Here is a 20,931-nt window from a genome sequence, read left to right as displayed (position 1 = left end):
CCCCGATGCGGTACATAGGGGGTTCTGAGTAGAGAAATGCTAGTTGAAAATGTGTAAACCTATTTCAGGACTAGACACTGCTTTCTGAATTTGCCCCTCCCGAGCAGGGATCAAATAACGCTCATCCCCCACCTAATACTGTCGATACTGATAATGCGAGGCAATGAACAAGCGGGTTCCTGCCCGCGAGCAAGACAATCAGGAGGTCTGCATGAAAACAAGCGCAGTAGTGTTCACTCTCGCCACGCTGGGCATATCGATGGCACAGACGACCCAGGCAAGTAATACAGGACGCATCGAATTCAGCGGCGCCATCGTGGAGGATGCCTGCCGTGTCAACCAACTAGAGAAGCAGATGCAGGTCACCTGCCTCTCAGGCTCCGCACAAACAACCGAAACAGTTAATTTGCAAAAACTGGCAAGAGAGGCATCCCTGAATCTCTCCCACAGCCAGGTCTCCTACCAGTGGGTCGATGATCGCCACACTATGGCAATCGTCACCGTCAGTCACAAATAACGCCCACTGCCGCTGGCAGAAACAACAACGGCGACCATAGGGTCGCCGTTGTCATTACCGGGTCTCGAGTTCAAGTCATCAGGCTTGAGGATTGAGACGGGTCGGCATGCCGGTACGCTGTTCCAGCACCTGCTTGACCACGTTGGAGTCAGACTCGGCGTGAGCGATGAAGCGGGTGATGGCCGGTGTCATCGGGAGCGGCACGGAGGCGGTGGAGTTGAACTCCTCCTCGGTCCGTGACAGCGGCTCGTGCACTTCCATGTAGCGACCGCCATCCGGCTCGACCGTGGTCTTGACCGGCTGGTTGACGAACTGGACGCGGGTACCGACCGGCACGTTGTCGAACAGATACTTGATGTCGTCGGCACGCAGACGTACGCAGCCGCTGCTCACCCGCAGACCGATGCCGAAGGTGGCATTGGTTCCGTGGATGGCATAGAGGTTGCCGATGTAGAGGGCGTGCAGGCCCATGGGGTTGTCCGGGCCGGCTGGCCAGACCGCAGGCAGTGTGATTCCCTTCGCGGCGTAGCGACGACGAATGTTTTCGGTCGGGGTCCAGGTCGGGTTGGCGCGCTTGCGCTCTACCTTGGTGATCCAGTTCTCCGGGGTGTTTACCCCCAGCTGACCGATGCCGATGGGCAATACCTGTACCACGTTCTTCCCTTTCGGATAGTAGTAGAGGCGCATCTCGGCGACGTTGATGACGATCCCTTCGCGGGGCGCGTTGGGCAGGATCAACTGGTGAGGGATGATCAGGGTGCTGCCCGCTTTGGGCAGATAGGGATCAACGCCCGGGTTGGCCTCCATGATATTGGTCAAACCCAACTGAAACTCGGAGGCTATCTGCTCCAGCGGACGATTGTCCGCAGGCACCACATATTCCAGATTCTCACCGATCAGACGGCTGTTGGCCGCAGGCAGACGGTACTCGACGGCGGCAGCCTGCTGGCTGATCAGCGCAAGTGTGCATAAAAGGGCCGAAGCGGCAGTGCGAAGGGGGCTCATAAAATTCCTGTGTGGTTTCCTGTACCAAATGGGCCGGAGGCCATCTTATCTTCGGTCTGCCGGTGGCGGGTCAACCTGCACCACGGCGCCAAATAACCGAGCGCGCATTCTTTCCCGAGTCGGCCAAAATTTCAACTTCCATATGTTGCTTTTCTTGTTAAAAGTGGCCGTTTTCGGTGTGATGCTTATCAACAGAGCAAAAGCCCCCTTGGCAAGTCGCCATTGAAAGAGAGATGTACAGCATAGCCCCCTCTCTGCGGACCAACCCCGCCCCCTTAGACCACAGCGCTGTGCCACCTGGTGTCACGGTTGCAGCCCTGGCTGAAACGTTTGTCACCTCGGAGGAGATAGGCCAATGTTGACTGTGGCACTTTCATTGGAGCGAAAAGGTGGAAAATAGCGCTTCGACTACAGCAGGGACTGGCTGCCACCATAAAAAAACCGCTCCGAAGAGCGGTTAATGGAGCCACCAGGCAACCATAAAAGGGACTTCAAGCGTTGTCATTGGAATTACTGGACGGCCGCCTCCCCCGCCGCACCACTCTGCTCTTTGAGGAAGCTGATCCAGGGGGATGCCCGACCGCTGACGTTGCCATTCTGAGCCGCCTGGGTGAAGGCGTTGAGGGCCTCCTTCGGCTTTTGTTGCTCAAAATAGGCGACCCCGGTCAGGAACTTGAGATCCGCCCGCTGTTCACCATTTGCATTGGCTGCCGGTTTGGCGGCCAGCGCCACCAGATCCTGATAGCGTTTGCTCTGGATCATCATGCGCGCCATTTTCAGCTGCAATTCGGCGCTCGGGGCCAGCTGGTAGGACTTGGCCAGGGTGTCGATGGCCGGATCCAGCTCCTTGGCCTGATGCCAGTAGTTGGCCAGGGTCTTGTAGTTGCCAGCGCTCTGCTCAATCACCCCGTCCTTCATCCCCTTCTCCATCACCCGTGCGGCGCGATGGGGAATGCCGGTGAAGGCGAGGTAGTTGGCGAGACGCTGCAGCTCGGCAGCCTCGGTCAACATGCCGAGGTTGTAGGCCGACTCCAGCGCCGCCAGCGCCTTGCCATCGTTGCCTGCCTGCATATGCATGGCCGACAGCTGGGTCCAGTACTTCTTCTTCTCCGGGAACATATTGACCAGAGAGGTCAGCACCTCGGTCGCCGGTTTGTACTGTTTCAGCTCGTAGTGAGCGCCCATCTTCAGCAGATACCAGGACTCCGGCGCTTTACCTGCCGACAGCTTGATCGCCTGATCCACCGCCGGGATCGCGTCACGGTACTGCTTGAGCTGCACGTGGGCGTTGGCCAGCGTGATATAGGCATGGGAGTTGGGCTTGTCATCCTTGCCCTGGTTGGCAAACCACTCCTTCATGGTCTTGATCGAGCCCTGATAATTACCCTCAGCCATATAGAGCTGGGCCAGGTTGTAGCGCACCTGCTGGGCCACCGGTGGCGGCAGGCCGCCTGTCGCGATGGCATCGGCAAAGTACTTGGTCGCCTGACCGTATTTCTCCTGCTGGGCGGCTACGAAACCGAGAGTCTGCAATATGACCCCCTTGTCGTAGACCCGATCACCCACGCTGGAGAGTGCCTCCTGCAATCTGGCATTCGCCAGACCGTATTGCTTGTCAGTGATCAGCTCCTGCGCCTTGTTGACCGCCCGATAGGCCCGATCCGACAGGGCCGGCTGCTCGGCGGCCCAACTGGCGGTGCTGAGCAGCACCGCCATGGCGACCGGGGCGAGGATCATCTTGTGTAACTTGTTCATCGCCACCTTCCTTAGTTGACCGCAAACTCGATCTCTTGCTGCATACGGCTCGCCTGCGGCTTGCCATCCACCATGGCCGGTTTGAACGTCCACTTGGCAATGGTTTTGCGCGCCTCTTTGCCGAGGTCATAGCTGCGCGGCTCTTCCTTGACGATCCGCACGTTGCTGACGGTACCGCGCTCGGTGACGGTGAACTCCACCAGCACCTTGCCGGAGGCCAGCCCCGCCAGTGCAGCCTTGCGGGGCATCATGGGCTCGAAGGTGGCCAGCGGAATGGCGCCGTTGTTGCCACCGACGCCGCCACCACCGCCGCCGGTGCTGTAAGCACCCAGCGCGTTGCCACCACCGATGTTGACCGGGATGTCGAGCTTGGGCATGTCCATCGGCGCGCTCTCCATCTTCGGCCGATCCGTGCTGGCCACTTCCATCTCGGGAGGCGGTGGCGGACGCTTGGGCGGCGGCGGTTTGGGCAGCTCCCGCTGTTTCTCTTGCAGGGTCTCCTGGGGCTTGAGGCGGATGAAATCGGTCATGGTGACATCATCCTTCTCCACCAGCTCCCGGTGATCCGGTGTGATCAGCTTGTTCATTCCCAGAAACAGAAAGAACACCACCACACAGGAGACCGCCAACGATATCAGGTATCTCATAGGTCTCTCTCCGGCATCAGCTGCTCTTGTCTGCCGCGATGGAGATGTTCTGGACACCGGCCATGCGGATCTGATCCATGACCTGCACCACCAGACCGGAACGGGATTCGTTATCGGCCTGGATCACCACGGCGCTCTCCGGGTTTTCGGCCCGCAGCCGCTCGATGTTGGCGCGCACCGCCCCCACCTCGACCACCCGCTTGTCGACCCAGACCTGACCGTTTTCGCGTACCGCGACCATGATATTGCCCTTCTTCACCGTCTCGGCCGTGCTGGCACTGGGACGGTTGATCTCGACACCGGACTCCTTGACGAAGGAGGTGGTGACGATGAAGAAGATCAGCATGATGAACACTATGTCCAGCATGGGGGTCAAATCGATAGCCGCCTCGTCAGCACCGCTGTCGCTGTAACGTTTTCTCATAGCAGAAACTCCTTGCTTGTTCTGTGCCCCCGGCAGGCCATGCCTCGCCGGGGGTATGCATCCTGCATCAACCGTGTTTCAGGTTGTCTTCCAGCTTTTGCACCGCCAGTTTGGCCTTGTGATCGAGCTGGTTGACAAAAAACAGGCCGGAAAGGGCGGCGATCATGCCCGCCATGGTCGGTACCGTTGCCTTGGAGATCCCCGATGCCATCGCCCGCGGCGAACCGGTGCCTGTGATGGCCAGGGTGTCAAACACCTGCACCATCCCCACCACGGTCCCGAGCAACCCCATCAACGGGCAAAGAGCGATCAGCACCTTGATGACCGGCATCCCCTTGTCTACCGCCATGGCGACCCGTGAGACCAGCTCGCGGCGGATCTGCTTGGCAGACCAGGAGAGATGATCGGTACGGGCCAGCCAGGTGGCCTTGGTCTGCTTCACCTGCTTGGGGTAAACCGCCATAAAGTAGAACCAGCGCTCCAGCAACAGGGCCCACATCATCAGGGTCAGGAAGAACAGGGCGACCAGTACATCGCCCCCCAATCCCAAAAACCGGCGGACCGACTCGACTTCTTCAATCAACCAGAACCACATGGGTGACTCCTTACGCTGCGGCTTTGGAGGCGTGCAGACGTTCCTGATAACGGGCAACGAAACCGGCGCTCTGCTCTTCCAGCACCTGGATCAGACGACGGCTCTGGGTCTGCACAATGGTGTAGAGGAACAGCATGGGCACCGCGACGACCAGACCCTGCATGGTGGTCACCAGCGCCTCGGAGATACCGCCCGCCATCAGCTTGGGATCGCCGGTGCCGAACAATGTGATGGCCTGGAAGGTGGCAATCATCCCCACTACGGTACCGAGCAGCCCCAGCAGCGGCGCGACGGAAGCGATCAGCTTGATGATGCTGATGCCCTTCTCGAACTTGGGCACGTTGCGCAGGATGATCTCGTCGAGCTTGGACTCCAGATCCTCGATGTTGTCACCGCGATGGCTCTGGTAGGCCCCCAGCATGTCACCAATGGGGTTGCCCTTGATGATCTGATCAGATTTCAGCTGCTTGCGCATGGACGAGCCGATCAGCGACAGGCGGATACCGCAGAAGATGGCCAGCAGGGTACCGAGCACGCCGAGCACCATGATGACGTAACCCACTTCACCACCCTGATCGATCCGCTCCTTGAGAGTCGGTGACTGCACCAGCAGAGAGAGGATCACGCCGCGAGACGGGTCGATAAAGATGGGCTTGACCCCGTCACCGCCCTGTTCAAACTCGGCGATCGGTTCCAGCACCCCCTTGTCAGGTTGACGGGAAAGCTGCTCGAACTTGCCGGTCTCCGGCACGAAGGTGAGGTACTTGCCTTCGGAGACAGTGTTGAACTCACCGATCTGGGTGACCGTCTTCTCGGCCTGGTTGCCTTCGCCGTAGACCACAGTCGCCGGGATCTGGCTCACCTTGCCACCGTCCACCATGCGGCTGAGGGTGGTGGTCCAGAACGCTTCCAGATCGTCGCTGGAGGGGAGCTCTTTACTCTCGGCCAGACGGGTCAGCAGCGCGGTCTGTTCCGGATGCTCGACCCGACGGGCGGAGGCGTTGAAGATCCCCTTGAACTCACCGGCGAACTGACGCAGTACGCCGAACATCTCACCCATGTTGCCGGAACGCTGGCGCAGGGTTTCAGTCAGCTCGGTCAGCTGCTTGTCATTGGCATCGAAGGTCGCCTTGAGCTGCTCGCCCTTGGCGGTTTCGGCAGCCAGCTCGGCCTTGGCCTTGGCCAGCAGCGCCCCCTGCTCGTTCTTGTCAGCCAGGAAGCGGGCTTCCCGCTCCTTGTTGAGTTGGGATTCGCTCAGGCTGGAGGCCTTGACCTGATTCAGCAGCGCATTGAGATCCACCGGTTTTTCGGCGGCGGTCACCGGCAGGGTGACCAGGGTTGCTCCCGCAATCAGGGAGGCAATCGCAAGTTTGATTCCTTTCATGATGCTTTCTCCGCAGTTTGAACCGGCAGCTTGATCAGAGCGGGAGGCGCCTGCTTCTTGGCGATGCGAAGGCCCTGTTCAACCGCACTGCGATACTCCTGGGGCAACTCTTCCCACTGGCGAGTCTTCTTGTTCCACATCCCGGTCTCATTGCCATCCGGGGATTGATAAAGCAGCGCGATGCGGCCAACCCGCAGGAACTCGTAGGTCTTCTCGCTACCATCCTTGTCCAGGCTCGCCTTGTAGGATTCGATGGTGCGGCTGAAGCCCTCCTCGATCTGGTAGGCCTCCAGGATCTTGCGGTACTTCTCGGAGATGGTGACATCGGCACGGTTCATCAGGTCGGTCAGGGCTGCTACGCGGTCCTCGCGCTCGACCTTCTGGAACGGCAGATCCAGCGCCACAAACTGCTCGAGGGAGTCGATCATCTTGAGCATCAGGGGGACAACTTCGGTGCTGGTCTGATCAATCTGGGCGATCTGCTTTTGCATCGACGCCAGCTCGGCACTCTGGGACTCGACCATCTTGCTCACCTGCTCGTTGTAGGTGCGCAGACTGTCGACCTGACGCAGGGCTGCCTTGTACTGGGCCAGTGCGGATTCGGCAGATTCGGCATAGCTGTCGATCTTCTGCTGGGAAACTTTGGATGCGTTGTCGGTGGCGGCTTGAGCGTCCACGGCCTGACCGGCAGTGGCGGCACTCAGATTGAAGCTGGTCAACAAGGCGGCCGAAACCAGGCTGCCAAGGAGCGCTTTCTTCATTGTAATGGTCCTTGTCTTCATAGGATTACCCTATCTCCGTAACTTCCTTGGACGTTGGGCACAGCCGGCCCGACCGGGCCGGCTGAGGTTGTATATCAACGGGGTTGATTAGAACTTCTGGGTGTAGTCGATGTAGTAGACCCGTCCGTCAATGCTGTAGAGGTATTCATCGTAGGTGTAACCATCATTTGACAGGGAAGGTCCACGGTTGAACATGTTCTTCACGCCGGTCTGGATCTTGGCATTCCAGCTGGTATCGACCGCAACGTTCAGGTTCCAGATGGTGTTGGAAGCAATATGGCCCTCTTCCTTGTCATCCACATAGTCCTGGCTCTGGGAGTCGATATAGTTGGTGCTCAGGTAGGTATCCAGATTCCACAGCTGTGGGAAGTTGGCACCGATCCCGGAGTTGAAACGGAAATCGGGTTTGCCATTCCAGCCCTTCTTGTCAACCATTGGGCCACCAGCAAACAGACCTTCCTCATATTTCAGGATGTAGCTGCTGCCAAAGTCGTAACGCAGGGTGAAGGAGTTGAAGTCGTACTTGTAGTCCGCCTTGAAGTCGATACCACTGGTCTTGAGTTGCCCCAAGTTGACCATGCCGGCATAGACCTTCTCGACATCGCCGTTGGCGTCACGAATGACGTTCGGGTTGCTGCCGGTATTGAGCTCCTGATAGAACTGGGTCTGGGTGGTAGCCAGCTGGATCACGTCATCAATCTTGATGTAGTAGTAATCGAGCGACAGGTTCAGATTGTCCAGCGGATTGTAGGCCGCCCCGATAGTGAAGGTATTGGCGGTCTCTTCCTTCAGGTTCTTGTTGGATTGGCGCGTTGTCTCGTACTGCTCTTCGGAACAGTTGGCAATACCATTGGCCTGGCAGTAGACATAGTCCTTGGCAAAGTCCGCTGACTGGGCATCCGCCGCATAGAGATCATTCAGACCCGGCGCACGGAAAGACTGGGACCAGGAGGTACGGAACATCAGCTGGTCGAGCGGCTGATAACGCAGACTCGCTTTGGGCGAGAAGGCGCTGCCAAAGTCGCTGTACTTGTCGTAACGACCCGCCAGGTTCAGCTCGATCTGCTCGGTGATGGGGAGCAGGCTCTCGATGTAGGTGGCAAACACATCGCGCACACCGCTACCGGAGTTGCCGGATGAACCCAGTACGTTACCCGCTTCGGACTGGCTGTCGTAGGTGTCGGAGTAAACCCAATCGTTATACTCGGCACCCAGATACCAGCTGACCGGGCCAGCAGGCAGTTCGCCCATCTCCCAACCCAGACCGCCATACCACTGGAAGAAATCCATCTTGGAGTTGCGGCTGGTGGTATAAGAGAGATCCTTGGTGGCATCAGCGGAGAAGCTGCCGTTGACGAAGTTTCCACTGTTTACCTGAGTCTGAACTGCCGGCTCCAATACATAGCCATTACCAATACTCTGGTTATCTGTTTTGGAGTACATGTAACCGGCGTTCCACTCCAGATCGCCAACCGCCTCGGTCGGAACCACCCCTTCAAAACCCAGGTTCAGAGTACCGGTCAAGTCGGTCACTTCGTTGTCACGGGGACCGACGTTGTTGAAGCGGTAGTAAACCGTCGCAGCCTTGGCGGTGCTGAAGTTGTTGGCAGACAGGACTGCAGCGCTTTCAGGGGTGGAGCCATCCACGGTGAAGGCACCTGCAGCAGGGGCGAAACGACCAAAACTGGTGACCCGGGAACCAATCATCTGTGGCACGAAATCCACATTGTCGTTGATATGGTAGCGGCCGTTGACATAGACGGTGTCGCGAGTACGCGAGGCGGTCTTGGCTGCGACCTGGGCAAAGTCGAAGCGGCAAGCCGTACCCTTGGTGACAAAACCGGCGCCGGTGCTTTCACAGTCGACCCCATTCAGAGTACGGGTTACGGTCTTGCCAGTTGCCGCGTCTACTCCCTTGATATTGCGACCATAGAGGCTAGGAGACTCAGCCCCCTGCTTGGCCAGATAGTCACGATCCTTGTAATAGATTTCGTCTTTGACATCATGTTCGTAGACCATCATCAGGGAACCTTTCTCACCCGAAATACCGCTGACGATGGAACCACTCTGTTCGTCACCACCTTCCTCGGTCGGTGAACCGACGCGCCCCTGGAATGACAAGCCTTCAAAACCCTCTTTGAGGATCACGTTGATAACGCCACCGATGGCATCAGAACCATACAGGGCAGAGCCACCGTCCAGGTTCACTTCCACCCGCTCAACGGCCGCCATGGGGATGGTGTTGAGGTTGATGGCGGTGCCCCCCATGGAGGGAGAACCGGCGATACGCTTGCCATTGAGCAGCACCAGTGTGCGATCTTCACCAAGGCCACGCAGCCCTACGGTGGCTTGTGACTGGGCTGAGCTACCGGAGGATGGAGAGAAACCACCAAAGGAGTTGTAGGAGGCCTGTTTCAGATAATCAGCCACAGTCTGCTGGCCAGACTGTTCAATTTGGGCCTTGCTGACAGAGACAACCGGAGTCGCCCCCTCAACATCAACACGAGAGATACGGGAGCCAGTGACTTTGATTTTCTGCAGTTTTTCGACGTTCTGCCCTTCTTCGGCAGATACGGATGGGGCCGCCGCAAGGCTCGCCAAGGCGAACGCAATCGCAGCAGAGATTCTGCTCTTCCTAAGCATCGCTTATATCCTTCCTGGTTGTTTATTGTTTGCTTCCTGATACCGCCCTCTTTGGAGCGATGCGTAAGGCTTATCAATCTTTGACTGGCGACGTCAATGGAGTGGGGGGATCGGGAGGGTGAGATGTGGAATAAGCGGAGTGTATTAATTTTGACCGGAATAATTAGTGAATAATTCTGCCAAAAACATCCCGCGCAATGTGAAATCGTTGTTAAAACATGTAAAAGACGCTGAATTAAAAGTTGATGAACTTATTTGTTTACGTGCTGTCTCTTTATATCTTATTTCGATTTATTGGCAAAAATAAGAATAAAACTCTATTTTAATTATTATTGTGACTGACCACTCCGATGGAGGAGATAGATAAATTTGTCGAGATGATATCGTTTTCCCTTCTTTGGCAGTAGAAATAAAAGCACTTAAAATTCAATCACATAAACAAAAACAAGATTCAAACAAACAGCTGTTTATATTTTTTAAAATAATGTTGAGCAGTAGCGTTTTGTTTTGATTTTCACTTTTCAGATAAAAAACGTCATTTTTCGGTGCTTTTGGTCTCAGCGGGTCATTTGTTCCAGTTTTCCATTTCCTTGTACTTGATTTTTGTTGCAGAGCTTTTACAGTGGCCAAGCGGATTGTCTGCTGTTTGGCAACCAATCCAGCGCGTAATGCCAGGAAGGACAGGCCCGTCACCGGATTTGACTGGCCGCAAAAAAGAACAACAAGGACGAGGTTCCACCATGCTGTCGTATTTCCTACGCCGGATGCTTTTGATCATCCCGACGTTTCTCGGTATCACCCTGCTCGTCTTCACCATCACCCGTTTCGTGCCGGGCGGACCGGTCGAACGCATGCTGCTGCAAGCCCAGGTTTCCCAGAATGAATCCGGCCGTTCCAGCGGCAGCAAGGGGGCGCAAGCCCTCTCAGATGAGCAGATCGAGGAGCTCAAGGCCTTCTATGGTCTCGACAAGCCGATGCTGGTCGCCTACTGGGAGTGGCTGCAGAAGCTGGCGGTGCTGGATCTGGGCGAATCGACCCGCTACTACGAGCCGGTGTGGGATCTCATCAAGGAGCGGCTCCCCGTTACCGCCTTCTTTGGACTGGCGACCTTTCTGCTGAGCTATGCGGTCTCCATTCCGCTGGGGGTGGCCAAGGCGCTCAGGCACAACAGCCGCTTCGACTCGTTAAGCTCCATGCTTATCTACATGGCCTATGCCCTGCCCGCCTACGTGGTGGGGATCTTCCTCATCACCGTCTTCGCCTTCCATCTGGAGTGGCTGCCAATGGGCGGTTTTCCGGGGGACGACTTTGAGTACATGGAGAGCAGCTGGGATCAGATCCGCACTGTCTTTGCCCACGCCCTGCTGCCGCTTATCGCCTACGCCATCGGCGATTTCGCCATCCTCACCATGACCATGAAAAACAGCCTGATGGAGAACCTGTCGGCCGATTATGTGCGTACCGCCGTGGCCAAGGGGTTACCGTTTCGCAAGGCGGTCACCGACCACGCCATGCGCAACAGCCTGATCCCCATCGCCAGTCACCTGGGGTCTGTGCTCACCGTTTTCTTTGGCGGCTCCTTCCTCATCGAGACCATCTTCAACATCGACGGCATCGGCCTGCTCGGTTACGAGGCTATCGTCGAACGGGATTACCCCACCGTCATGGGCATTCTGGCCATCACCTCCATGCTGATGCTGATTGGCAATATCGTCTCCGATATCTGCGTTGCCCTGGTTGATCCGCGTGTGCGGTTTGGAGATTGACCATGAACCAGACCTCTATTGCCATGCCGATGCTGATATCACGCCATATCGTCTCCGATATCTGTGTTGCCCTTGTTGATCCCCGCGTGCGGTTTGGAGACTGACCATGAAGCTCAATCCGGTTACCTTGAAAAAACTCAAGCGCTTCAAGTCGATCAAGCGCGGTTACTACTCCTTCATCATCTTCACCACCCTGGTGCTGCTCTCCCTGCTGGCGGAGCTGCTGGTCAACAGCCGGGCACTGATGGTGAGCTATCAGGGCCAGTTGCACTTCCCCACCTATGGCGATGTGATCCCCGGTCAGCAGTTCGGGCTCGATTACGAATACGAAACCAACTACCGCCAGCTCAAGGCCAAATTTGCCGCAGAGGGCCAGGGCGACTGGGTACTGCTGCCGCCGGTGCCCTGGAACCCCTACGAGCAGGATTTCAAGGAGGATGCCTACCCGCCTTACGCCCCCAGCGCGGCCGAGCGCCACTTCCTCGGCACCGACACCAGCGGCCGCGATGTGCTGGCGCGACTTGTTTACGGCTTTCGCATCGCCATCGGCTTTGCCTTTATCGCGCTGGCGGCCAGTTACGCCATCGGGGTCACCATCGGCTGTCTGATGGGCTTTCTCGGCGGCCGCTTTGATCTCATCCTGCAACGCTTTATCGAGATCTGGTCCCAGGTGCCGTTTCTCTACGTCATCATGATCCTGGTGTCGCTGGCCAAGCCCAACTTCGGCCTGTTTGTCGCCATCAACGTGCTGTTCGGCTGGATGGGGATCACCTGGTATATGCGCACCCTCACCTACAAGGAGCGGGCGCGAGACTATGTGATGGCGGCGCGAGCGCAAGGGGCGACCACCGGGCGGATCATCTTCAACCACATCCTGCCCAACACCCTGATGATGATCGTTACCCTGGCGCCATTCGCCGTGGTGGGCAATATCTCCACCCTGACGGCCCTCGACTATCTGGGCTTCGGGCTGGCACCGCCGACCCCGAGCTGGGGGGAGCTGCTCTCCCAGGGCATCAACAATCTGGATGCCATCTGGATCGTCAGCTCGGTGGTGGCCGCGGTGAGTCTGGTGCTGATCATGGTCTCCTTTATCGGTGAGGCGATCCGCGAGGCGTTCGATCCGCGCAAATTTACCCGTTACCAATAAGCCAGCCGATGCCAGCGCATCGGCTGGCGCCGGATAACGAACAGTGATAAATGAAGGACGGGCCGCCGCCATCGGCGGTCCCGGGAGCAAGGGATAATCCCGTTATCAATCAAGACCCCCAGTGCAGGGGCCAGACCTGGAAGTCAAACATGAAAAATAAAATCAAATGGATAGGTGCTCTCTTTGTGCTGGTAAACGGATCCTGGGTCTGGGCGGCCAGCCTGCCCGCGGATCTCAAATGGGAGACCAACGACACGGATCCTGTGTTCGCCTCCCCCAAGGCGCTGTCGGGCGGCAGCCTCAATATGTTTGTGGAGAGCTTTCCGCTGACGTTCCGCACCGTAGGGCCTGACTCCAACGGATCGTTCCGTTCCTTTATTCTCGATAACCAGTTGCGACTCATCAGCTTCCACCCCAATACCGGCAACCCCATCCCCTCGCTCGCGACCCACTGGGCCATCGCGCCAGACAGCCAGACCGTCTACTTCAAGCTGGATCCGCGAGCCAAATGGTCGGATGGCAAGCCGGTCAATGCTGACGACTACACCTTCGGCTACGAGATGATGCGCTCCAAACACATCAAGGGACCCTGGTTCAACAACTACTACACCACTGAAGTGGTAGCGGTAGAGAAGATCGACGACCACACCATTATGGTCAAAGCGGGCAACCGCAAGGCCAAGATGGACCTGCTCAACACCACCGAGCTGTGGCCCCAGCCCAAGCACTACTACAAGCTGACCCCCAACTGGGTGAAGCAGTACAACTGGGCCGTAGTGCCCACCACTGGTCCCTACGTGATCAGCGACGTCAAGAAGGGCAAGTCGGTCACCTTCAGCAAGCAGAAGGATTGGTGGGCAAAGGATGATCGCTACAACCAGCACAGATTCAACATCGACACCATCAAGGTGCAGGTGATCCGCGACCACAACATCGCCTTCCGTCACTTCCTGAAAGGGGAGATCGATACCTTCGAGATGATCCTGCCCAACTGGTGGCATGAAAAAGCGGTCACCCCGGAGTACAAAAAAGGCTACGTGCAGAAGGTGATGGCCATGACCGACACCAAACAGGGCGGTCAGGGGGTGCACCTCAATGTGGCCAACCCCAAGCTGGCGGACGTGAACGTGCGCCTCGGCATCCAGCACGCCTTCAACATCGACAAGATGATCGAGACCGTGCTGCGCGGCGACTATGACAGAGCCACCACCTTTGACTCGGGCTTTGGCGAGTTCACTGACATCACGCTGCCGGAACGGGCTTATGACATTGGCAAGGCGCGGGAGTACTTTGCCAAGGGTGGCTATAACAAGCCGGGGCCGGACGGCATCCTGCAAAATGAGAAGGGTGAGCGGCTGACGCTGGCGCTCACCTACACCAGTCAGGAGCACTCCAAGCGACTGACCGTGCTGAAAGAAGAGGCCAAGAAAGCGGGTCTGGATCTGGAGCTCAATCTGGTGGATGGCGCCACCGGCTTCAAGGTGATGCTGGAGAAGAAACACGAGGCGGCCTGGCTCGGTTGGGGCGGCGGCGGTCTCTATCCGCAATATTGGGAGTTTTTCCACTCCGCCAACGCCAACAAACCGCAGACCAACAACCTGTTCAACGTGGCTGACAAGGAGCTGGACGCGCTGATCGACGCCTACAACGTCGAATTCGACATGGCCAAACGGGCCAAGCTCTCCCAGCAGATCCAGCAGCGCATCTATGACCTCGCCATCTTCGTGCCCGGGGTGCAGCTCAACTATGTGCGGGCCAGCAGCTGGCGTTATGTGATGCTGCCGGACGTTCCTGCCACCAAGAACACGCCGGATCTGCTCTACTGGCCGATGGACGGTTATCCTCACAGTAGCGGCGGTCTGCTCTGGCTCGATCCCAAGGTGAAGGAAGAGACCCGCAACGCCAAGGAGGCAGGGGAGGCGCTGGCGCCCATCAACCTGCTCGACAAGACCTATGCACGTCATTGATATTCAGGCCATTGCGAAGGGAGCAGCCGTTATGCCCAACACTCAGGCCCCCATTCTTGACGTACCGGATAACGGGGGGGAGCTCGCCGTTGGTAACGGCCAGCACCTGGCCCCAATCCTCGAAGTACGCGATCTCGAGGTGGAGTTCGCCGTCGATGACGGCAAGATCAAGGTGCTCGACGGGGTCAGCTTCAAGGTGGCACCGGGTCAGACGCTGGGGATCGTCGGCGAGTCCGGCTGTGGCAAGAGCGTTACCTCGCTCGCCATCATGGGGCTCTTGCCCAAACCCCACGGTCAGGTGGTAGCAGGCTCCATCCGCTTTCAGGGGGAGGAGCTGCTGTCGCTTGCACCGGATCAGATGTACAAGGTGCGCGGCAACCGTATCTCGATGATCTTTCAGGAGCCGATGACGGCCCTCAACCCGGTGCAGACGGTGGGGGAGCAGCTGATGGAGGTGTTTCGCCTCCATCGCCCCGAGTATGACAAGGCCCAGCGCAAAGCCGCGGCCATCGCCATGCTGCAGAAGGTGGGGATCCCGGAACCGGCCCAGCGCTTTGCGGTCTATCCCCACAACCTCTCCGGCGGTATGCGCCAGCGGGTGATGATCGCCATGGCGCTCTCCTGCGAGCCAGACCTGCTTATCTGCGACGAGCCGACCACGGCGCTGGATGTCACCATTCAGGCCCAGATCCTCGAACTGATGAAAGAGCTGCAAGCCCAGACCGGGATGGCCATCATCTTTATCACCCACGATCTGGGGGTAGTGGCTGAGCTGTGCGACGAAGTGGTGGTGATGTACGCCGGACGGGCGGTAGAGCAGGCCGATGTGTTCGAACTGTTTGACCACCCCCGTCACCCCTATACCCACGGCCTGATGAGCTCGATCCCGCGCCTTGAGGATGAGCCCAAGAGCCTGCTAAAGACCATCAAGGGACAGGTGCCAGCCCTGCACGAGATGCCCGCAGGCTGCCGCTTCTCCAACCGCTGCCCCCACGCGACCGATCTCTGCATCAGCGCCATTCCGGCGGTGGAGCAGTTAAATCTGCGCCACCATGTCGCCTGTCACTACTGGAAGGAGTTGACCGTATGAGCACTCTGTTATCGGTCAGGGATCTGAAGCAGCACTTCCGGCTGGGAGGCGGGTTCCTGCGCAAGCAATATACGGTTCACGCGGTGGATGGCATCAGCTTCGACCTGAAACAGGGGGAGACGCTGGGGCTGGTGGGTGAGTCAGGCTGCGGCAAGTCCACCCTCGGGCGCAGCCTGCTCAAGCTGTTCGAGCCGACCGCGGGCACCATCACCTTCGAGGGGCGCGATATCACAGCCCTCAGCCCGAAGGAGATGCGCTCCCTGCGTCAGGAGATGCAGATGGTATTTCAGGATCCTGCAGAATCCCTCAACAGCCGCCACACCGTGGGCCAGATTTTGGAGGAGCCCTTTATCATCCACGGTAAAGGCAACACTGAGCAGCGCCGCGGCTGGGTGCAGGAGTTGCTGGCAAAAGTGGGCCTGCCGGGCAGCGCGGTGGATCGCTACCCCCACGAGTTTTCCGGCGGTCAGCGCCAGCGGATCGGCATCGCCCGCGCCATCGCCCTCAAGCCCAAGCTGCTGGTGTGCGACGAGGCGGTCTCGGCCCTCGATGTCTCGGTGCAGTCGCAGATCGTCAACCTGCTGCTCAGCCTGCAGCGGGAGATGAATCTCTCCATCATCTTCATCGCCCACGATCTGTCGGTGGTTAAACACATCTCGGATCGGATTGCAGTGATGTATCTGGGACGGATCGTCGAACTGGCGGATGCCCAGTCGCTCTATCTGGCGCCACGTCACCCCTATACCCAGGCACTGATCTCCGCCATTCCGGTGCCGGACCCGCGCAGGCGCAGCCAGCGCATTCTGCTGACCGGCGATGTGCCCTCCCCCATCTCGCCGCCAAGCGGCTGTCACTTCCACCAGCGATGCCCCCATGCGACCGAGCTGTGCAAAAGCAAGGCACCAAGGCTTGAGGCGTGTGATGAGGCCCATCATCAAGTGGCCTGCCACACCCCGCTCGCCGTCGGTGGTCACGCCATCAGTGACAACGCCATGAGCGGCGACAGCAGGCTGGAACAGGCGAGCTAGGCGCAGCGAACAAACGCCAGGGTAGAAACAGACGAGGCGGCCATCAGGCCGCCTCGTGCTATCGGGTCACGCTTGTCTTATCGAGCCACTGCCGCAGCTTGTCAGGCAATCTGGTAACGGCCGGGCTTGTGGTTGAGTGTCAACACCAGATTACAGATGACCGCCGCCACGATGGAGAGCGCCAGGATCCAGGGCTGCACCACGAAAAACGAGGCGACAACAATGGCGCAATCGAGCCCCATCTGCAGCTTGCCCGCCCGGATGCCAAAGCGATCCTGAATAAAGAGCGCCAGTATGTTGAAGCCCCCCAGACTCGACTTGTGGCGAAACATGATGAGCAGCCCCATACCAATCAGGGTGCCGCCGATCAGCGCCGCATAGAGGGGCTCTATCTTGCCGATCTGCAGCACCCCGTTGAGGTGATCGGTCATGTAGGAGACCGCCGCCACCGAGACGAAGGTGTTGAAGGTAAAACGTGGCCCCATCCGCAGCCATGCCAGCGCATAGAAGGGCAGGTTGATGCCGAAAAACAGCAGGCCGAAGCTGATACCGGTCACCTTTTGCAGCAGCAGCGCCAGCCCGGCAGTCCCGCCGGTGAGCAGGCCAACCTGATGAAACAGAAAGATGCCGAGGGAAACAAAGCCGGCCGCCGTCAGCAGGGCCAGCACATCCTCATAAATAGGATGGGCAGTGCGAATCGAGGTGTTGTCCATAACCTGTATCCAAGCGAAGTAAAGAGAGAGTGTCTGTCGCCTGCCGTTGCGGGCGGGCTGCGAGCCCTGTCAACAGGGCTTCGTTATGGGGTCCAGTCTATTTTTTGTGAAAAGGATCACAACAGTCGGCTTGAACGCCCCATTCTGGTGCCTGTCATCTGGCATTGACACCCGCTGCACCAAGATGCAGCATGCCGCGGTTTAAGCGCACCATCCCCCATTCACAGCACGAGGCACTTTTCATGAAGGTCACCATTTTTGGCACAGGCTATGTCGGGCTGGTGCAGGCCGCCGTTCTGGCCGAGGTGGGCCATCAGGTCTGCTGCGTGGATGTGGATGATGAACGGATCGCCGCCCTCAGGCTGGGGCAGCTCCCCTTCTATGAGCCGGGGTTGGCCCCGCTGGTCGAGAGCCATCTGGCCAGCGGCCGCCTGAGCTTCACGGTCGATCCCGCCATTGCCGTGGCACACGGCGACCTGCTGCTGATCGCCGTGGGCACCCCGGCTGACGAGGATGGCTCGGCCGATCTGCAACATGTGCTGGCAGTGGCCGACACCATAGGCCGACTGATGAGCAGCCCCAAGCTGGTGGTGACCAAGAGCACAGTGCCGGTCGGTACAACGCAGCAAGTAAGAGAACACATTGAGCAGCAGTTGGCCATGCGTGGACTGACCCTCGCCTGCGAGGTGGCGGCCAACCCCGAGTTTCTCAAGGAGGGGGCGGCGGTCAACGACTGCATGCGGCCGGATCGCATCATCATCGGCTGTGACAGCGAGCGGGCGCTTGAGCAGTTGCGCGCCCTCTACGCCCCCTTCAACCGCAATCACGACCGGATCGTGGTGATGGATCTGCGCAGCGCCGAGCTCACCAAGTACGCCGCCAACGCCATGCTGGCCACCAAGATCTCCTTTATGAACGAGATGGCAGCCCTCGCCGAGCAGCTGGGGGCCGATATCGAGGCGGTGCGTCAGGGGATGGGAGCCGATCCCCGCATCGGTTACCACTTTATCTACCCGGGCTGCGGCTACGGCGGCTCCTGCTTCCCCAAAGATATCAAGTCTTTGCGCCATACCGCGGCGAGTGTCGGCTGCGACGCCCCGCTTTTAGCGGCGGTCGCGCAGGTCAACCTGCGCCAGCAACAGAAGATGGCGCAAACCCTGCAGACCCGCTTTGGCCCGGATCTGCGCGGCCGCACCTTCGCCCTGTGGGGGCTGGCGTTCAAACCCGGCACCGACGATATGCGCGATGCGCCGAGCCGCCCGCTGCTGGCAGCCATCTGGGCTGCCGGTGGCCGGGTGCAGGCCTTTGATCCCAAGGCGATGGGGCGTGCCCGCCAGATCTACGGCCAGCGGCCGGATCTGCTGCTCTGCCCCACTCAGGAATCTGCGCTGGAAGGGGCTGATGCCCTGCTCATCTGCACCGAGTGGCAGGCGTTTCGCGCCCCCGATTTCCAGCAGTTGAAAGCCTTGCTCAACCAGCACGTTATCATCGATGGCCGCAACCTCTATGACCCGCGCCAGCTCAGCGAACTCGGGTTTGACTATCACGCCATCGGGCGGCCACATCTTCCCGCCAAAAAGCAGCCTGCCAACACCAGCTGCAACCCGGAGACTCAACCATGATCTATCTGGTTACCGGCGTCGCCGGTTTTATCGGTTTTCATGTGGCCAGCAAGCTGTGCGCCGCAGGCCATCGGGTGGTGGGGATCGATAACCTTAACGACTACTACGAGGTGATTCTGAAAGAGGCACGGCTGGCCCAACTGGCCAGTTTCCCCAATTTTCGCTTCGAGCGGCTGGATCTGGCGGATCGTGAAGCCATGGCGGCCCTCTTTGCCAGCCACGGTTTCGAGCGGGTGATCCATCTGGGGGCACAGGCGGGGGTGCGCTACTCCATCGACAATCCGTTCGCCTATGCCGACAGCAACCTTACCGGCATGCTGACGGTGCTGGAGGGGTGTCGTCACCACGGGATTCAGCACCTCATCTACGCCTCCTCCAGCTCGGTCTATGGCATGGGGGATCAGATGCCCTACTCCACCGCGCAGCAGGTGGATCACCCGGTCTCCCTCTACGCCGCCACCAAGAAGAGTGGCGAGCTGATGGCCCACGCCTACTCGGCGCTCTATGGCCTGCCCACCACAGGGCTGCGCTTCTTTACCGTCTACGGCCCCTGGGGGCGGCCCGACATGGCCATCATCAAGTTCACCCGCGCCATCCTCGCGGGAGAGCCTATCGACGTCTATAACAACGGCGATCTCAGCCGCGACTTCACCTACATAGACGATATCGTCGCGGGGATCCTCGCCGTGGCCGACCAGCCGCCCCGCCCCAATTCCGATTGGCACGCCAGCGAGCAGAGCGCGGCCGAGAGCGCCGCCCCCTACCGCATCCTCAATATCGGCAACGGCCAGCCGGTGCGGCTGCTCGATTTTATCGAGGCGCTGGAGAAGGCTATCGGCAAGCCCGCCATCAAGCGGATGCTGCCGATGCAGGCAGGCGACATGCACGCCACCTGGGCCGACAGCGAGCCGCTGCACACTCTCACCGGCCTGCGCCCCGCCACGCCTCTCAAGCAAGGTGTTGCCGAGTTTGTCCGCTGGTATATCGACTACTACCGGCCCGCCCGTTGACGAGCGCGGGTAGCCCCTCGGTCATTGATGAGTTAATCAGATACCACAGATGCCCCGCGGGTTTTAGGATGGCTGAACGCACTGTCTGCGCACCATAGCGAGGATTTGAGATGCAACAGCAGGAACAGGGTCTGATCGATGGACTGTTCGACCGCCTCAAGCAAGCGCAAGCCAGGGATAGCAAGCAAGACCCACAAGCGGATCAGCTGATCCGCCAGCATCTGGCAGAGCAGCCCGATGCCCCCTACTACATGACCCAGGCGCTGCTGCTCCAGCAGGCTGCCCTTACTCGCCTCAACGAGCGGGTCAAGGAGCTGGAAGCCAGCCAGAGCGTCCCAAGTGGTGGCAGTTTTCTCTCCGGCCTGTTTGGTAGCGAAAGCAGCCCTCCTCCGCGCTTTACGCCGCCACCGGCATCCGCGCCTGCCCAGCCAGCATCCCGTACCAGCGCCTTTTTGGGCGGCGCCCTGCAAACCGCCGCCGGTGTGGCCGGTGGCGTGATGCTGGCCGATATGATCGGCGGGCTGTTTCACAACAATCGGCCCGAGGAGATCATCGACATCATAGAGCCTGCCCCCATTGCCAATCCGGTCGATGCGGAACCGGTGCGCAGGGACGGCTGGGATTCACCTCCCGATGTTGGCTGCAATTTTCTCGACGACGATAGCCAGAGTAGCGGCTGGACCGACAGTGACGATAACAACGGCGGTTTCTTCTGACCGTCAAACCATTACTGGCCCCGCATCTGACGGGGCCCAACTCGATACGAACCCCATGACTATGGAAAGTGTGATGACACCACGGATCGGCAACGGCATGACGCGATATACTCAGCG

At 58.9% G+C, this 20,931-nt stretch carries 18 protein-coding genes; 9 read left to right on the top strand and 9 right to left on the bottom strand.

Annotation, left to right across the window (positions count from 1 at the left end; genetic code table 11):
• The first annotated feature begins 211 nt into the window (after window positions 1-211).
• Complete coding sequence (locus G5287_RS20215) at window positions 212-517, top strand: type 1 fimbrial protein (protein ID WP_421231782.1); 306 nt, start codon at window positions 212-214, stop codon at window positions 515-517.
• 78 nt (window positions 518-595) lie between these two features.
• On the opposite strand, the gene G5287_RS20210 is transcribed toward G5287_RS20215, so the two are convergent.
• The 8 genes from G5287_RS20210 to G5287_RS20175 form a co-directional block, all read right to left on the bottom strand.
• Window positions 596-1,522, bottom strand: a complete 927-nt coding sequence (locus G5287_RS20210; RefSeq protein WP_421173211.1) for a L,D-transpeptidase family protein — start codon at window positions 1,520-1,522, stop codon at window positions 596-598.
• A gap of 510 nt (window positions 1,523-2,032) precedes the next feature.
• A complete protein-coding gene (locus G5287_RS20205) occupies window positions 2,033-3,277 on the bottom strand; it encodes a tetratricopeptide repeat protein (protein ID WP_216951981.1) in 1,245 nt (414 codons plus the stop codon).
• A gap of 11 nt (window positions 3,278-3,288) precedes the next feature.
• Window positions 3,289-3,924 (bottom strand): energy transducer TonB, encoded by a 636-nt coding sequence (locus G5287_RS20200; RefSeq protein ID WP_005343441.1) that lies wholly within the window; start codon window positions 3,922-3,924, stop codon window positions 3,289-3,291.
• 16 nt (window positions 3,925-3,940) lie between these two features.
• Window positions 3,941-4,348 carry an ExbD/TolR family protein gene (locus G5287_RS20195; protein WP_005338933.1) on the bottom strand — a complete coding sequence of 136 codons (408 nt, stop codon included), beginning with the start codon at window positions 4,346-4,348 and terminating at the stop codon, window positions 3,941-3,943.
• 67 nt (window positions 4,349-4,415) lie between these two features.
• Entirely contained in the window at window positions 4,416-4,943 is a 528-nt protein-coding gene (locus G5287_RS20190) for a MotA/TolQ/ExbB proton channel family protein (protein ID WP_005338936.1), read from the bottom strand.
• Between the two features lie 10 nt (window positions 4,944-4,953).
• A complete protein-coding gene (locus tag G5287_RS20185) occupies window positions 4,954-6,327 on the bottom strand; it encodes a MotA/TolQ/ExbB proton channel family protein (protein ID WP_107682561.1) in 1,374 nt (457 codons plus the stop codon).
• The gene (locus G5287_RS20180; RefSeq protein WP_005343435.1) at window positions 6,324-7,088 is read right to left on the bottom strand and encodes a DUF3450 domain-containing protein; all 765 of its coding nucleotides are present in this window, start codon (window positions 7,086-7,088) and stop codon (window positions 6,324-6,326) included. The genes G5287_RS20185 and G5287_RS20180 overlap by 4 nt, the downstream gene beginning before the upstream one ends.
• Window positions 7,089-7,196: 108 nt before the next feature.
• A complete protein-coding gene (locus tag G5287_RS20175; RefSeq protein WP_421173210.1) occupies window positions 7,197-9,752 on the bottom strand; it encodes a TonB-dependent receptor in 2,556 nt (851 codons plus the stop codon).
• Window positions 9,753-10,492: 740 nt separating this feature from the next.
• On the opposite strand from G5287_RS20175, the gene G5287_RS20170 reads away from it, so the two are divergent.
• The 5 genes from G5287_RS20170 to G5287_RS20150 all read left to right on the top strand — a co-directional run bounded on the left by G5287_RS20170 (window position 10,493) and on the right by G5287_RS20150 (window position 16,753).
• Window positions 10,493-11,518, top strand: a complete 1,026-nt coding sequence (locus G5287_RS20170; protein ID WP_031227629.1) for an ABC transporter permease subunit — start codon at window positions 10,493-10,495, stop codon at window positions 11,516-11,518.
• Between the two features lie 106 nt (window positions 11,519-11,624).
• Window positions 11,625-12,668, top strand: a complete 1,044-nt coding sequence (locus G5287_RS20165; RefSeq protein WP_013724081.1) for an ABC transporter permease — start codon at window positions 11,625-11,627, stop codon at window positions 12,666-12,668.
• Window positions 12,669-12,817: 149 nt separating this feature from the next.
• Window positions 12,818-14,635, top strand: coding sequence for an extracellular solute-binding protein (locus G5287_RS20160; RefSeq protein ID WP_421231781.1), 1,818 nt, complete (start codon window positions 12,818-12,820; stop codon window positions 14,633-14,635).
• A 31-nt stretch (window positions 14,636-14,666) separates the two neighbouring features.
• Window positions 14,667-15,725, top strand: coding sequence for an ABC transporter ATP-binding protein (locus G5287_RS20155; RefSeq protein WP_421231780.1), 1,059 nt, complete (start codon window positions 14,667-14,669; stop codon window positions 15,723-15,725).
• Entirely contained in the window at window positions 15,722-16,753 is a 1,032-nt protein-coding gene (locus G5287_RS20150; protein ID WP_421231779.1) for an ABC transporter ATP-binding protein, read from the top strand. The genes G5287_RS20155 and G5287_RS20150 overlap by 4 nt, the downstream gene beginning before the upstream one ends.
• A 101-nt stretch (window positions 16,754-16,854) precedes the next feature.
• On the opposite strand, the gene G5287_RS20145 is transcribed toward G5287_RS20150, so the two are convergent.
• Entirely contained in the window at window positions 16,855-17,466 is a 612-nt protein-coding gene (locus tag G5287_RS20145; protein ID WP_005349421.1) for a YitT family protein, read from the bottom strand.
• Window positions 17,467-17,708: 242 nt separating this feature from the next.
• On the opposite strand from G5287_RS20145, the gene G5287_RS20140 reads away from it, so the two are divergent.
• The 3 genes from G5287_RS20140 to G5287_RS20130 all read left to right on the top strand — a co-directional run bounded on the left by G5287_RS20140 (window position 17,709) and on the right by G5287_RS20130 (window position 20,814).
• Window positions 17,709-19,088 carry a UDP-glucose dehydrogenase family protein gene (locus G5287_RS20140; protein WP_421231778.1) on the top strand — a complete coding sequence of 460 codons (1,380 nt, stop codon included), beginning with the start codon at window positions 17,709-17,711 and terminating at the stop codon, window positions 19,086-19,088.
• The gene (locus G5287_RS20135; RefSeq protein ID WP_421231777.1) at window positions 19,085-20,098 is read left to right on the top strand and encodes an NAD-dependent epimerase; all 1,014 of its coding nucleotides are present in this window, start codon (window positions 19,085-19,087) and stop codon (window positions 20,096-20,098) included. Before G5287_RS20140 ends, G5287_RS20135 begins: the two co-directional genes overlap by 4 nt.
• A 110-nt stretch (window positions 20,099-20,208) precedes the next feature.
• Window positions 20,209-20,814, top strand: coding sequence for a DUF2076 domain-containing protein (locus tag G5287_RS20130; RefSeq protein ID WP_421231776.1), 606 nt, complete (start codon window positions 20,209-20,211; stop codon window positions 20,812-20,814).
• Window positions 20,815-20,931: the final 117 nt, after the last annotated feature.

Source organism: Aeromonas sp. 603079, from assembly GCF_049172135.1.
In the GTDB taxonomy this organism is placed as follows: Bacteria; Pseudomonadota; Gammaproteobacteria; order Enterobacterales; family Aeromonadaceae; genus Aeromonas; species Aeromonas veronii.
The sequence above is the reverse complement of the archived record's forward strand: the minus strand, read 5'-3'. Positions and strand labels throughout refer to the sequence as shown.

Bases quoted from the DNA above. Each gene is read 5' to 3' on its own strand.
- G5287_RS20215 (WP_421231782.1), top strand. From the start codon at position 212: ATGAAAACAAGCGCAGTAGTGTTCACTCTCGCCACGCTGGGCATATCG.
- G5287_RS20210 (WP_421173211.1), bottom strand. From the start codon at position 1,522: ATGAGCCCCCTTCGCACTGCCGCTTCGGCCCTTTTATGCACACTTGCG.
- G5287_RS20205 (WP_216951981.1), bottom strand. From the start codon at position 3,277: ATGAACAAGTTACACAAGATGATCCTCGCCCCGGTCGCCATGGCGGTG.
- G5287_RS20200 (WP_005343441.1), bottom strand. From the start codon at position 3,924: ATGAGATACCTGATATCGTTGGCGGTCTCCTGTGTGGTGGTGTTCTTT.
- G5287_RS20195 (WP_005338933.1), bottom strand. From the start codon at position 4,348: ATGAGAAAACGTTACAGCGACAGCGGTGCTGACGAGGCGGCTATCGAT.
- G5287_RS20190 (WP_005338936.1), bottom strand. From the start codon at position 4,943: ATGTGGTTCTGGTTGATTGAAGAAGTCGAGTCGGTCCGCCGGTTTTTG.
- G5287_RS20185 (WP_107682561.1), bottom strand. From the start codon at position 6,327: ATGAAAGGAATCAAACTTGCGATTGCCTCCCTGATTGCGGGAGCAACC.
- G5287_RS20180 (WP_005343435.1), bottom strand. From the start codon at position 7,088: ATGAAGAAAGCGCTCCTTGGCAGCCTGGTTTCGGCCGCCTTGTTGACC.
- G5287_RS20175 (WP_421173210.1), bottom strand. From the start codon at position 9,752: ATGCTTAGGAAGAGCAGAATCTCTGCTGCGATTGCGTTCGCCTTGGCG.
- G5287_RS20170 (WP_031227629.1), top strand. From the start codon at position 10,493: ATGCTGTCGTATTTCCTACGCCGGATGCTTTTGATCATCCCGACGTTT.
- G5287_RS20165 (WP_013724081.1), top strand. From the start codon at position 11,625: ATGAAGCTCAATCCGGTTACCTTGAAAAAACTCAAGCGCTTCAAGTCG.
- G5287_RS20160 (WP_421231781.1), top strand. From the start codon at position 12,818: ATGAAAAATAAAATCAAATGGATAGGTGCTCTCTTTGTGCTGGTAAAC.
- G5287_RS20155 (WP_421231780.1), top strand. From the start codon at position 14,667: ATGCCCAACACTCAGGCCCCCATTCTTGACGTACCGGATAACGGGGGG.
- G5287_RS20150 (WP_421231779.1), top strand. From the start codon at position 15,722: ATGAGCACTCTGTTATCGGTCAGGGATCTGAAGCAGCACTTCCGGCTG.
- G5287_RS20145 (WP_005349421.1), bottom strand. From the start codon at position 17,466: ATGGACAACACCTCGATTCGCACTGCCCATCCTATTTATGAGGATGTG.
- G5287_RS20140 (WP_421231778.1), top strand. From the start codon at position 17,709: ATGAAGGTCACCATTTTTGGCACAGGCTATGTCGGGCTGGTGCAGGCC.
- G5287_RS20135 (WP_421231777.1), top strand. From the start codon at position 19,085: ATGATCTATCTGGTTACCGGCGTCGCCGGTTTTATCGGTTTTCATGTG.
- G5287_RS20130 (WP_421231776.1), top strand. From the start codon at position 20,209: ATGCAACAGCAGGAACAGGGTCTGATCGATGGACTGTTCGACCGCCTC.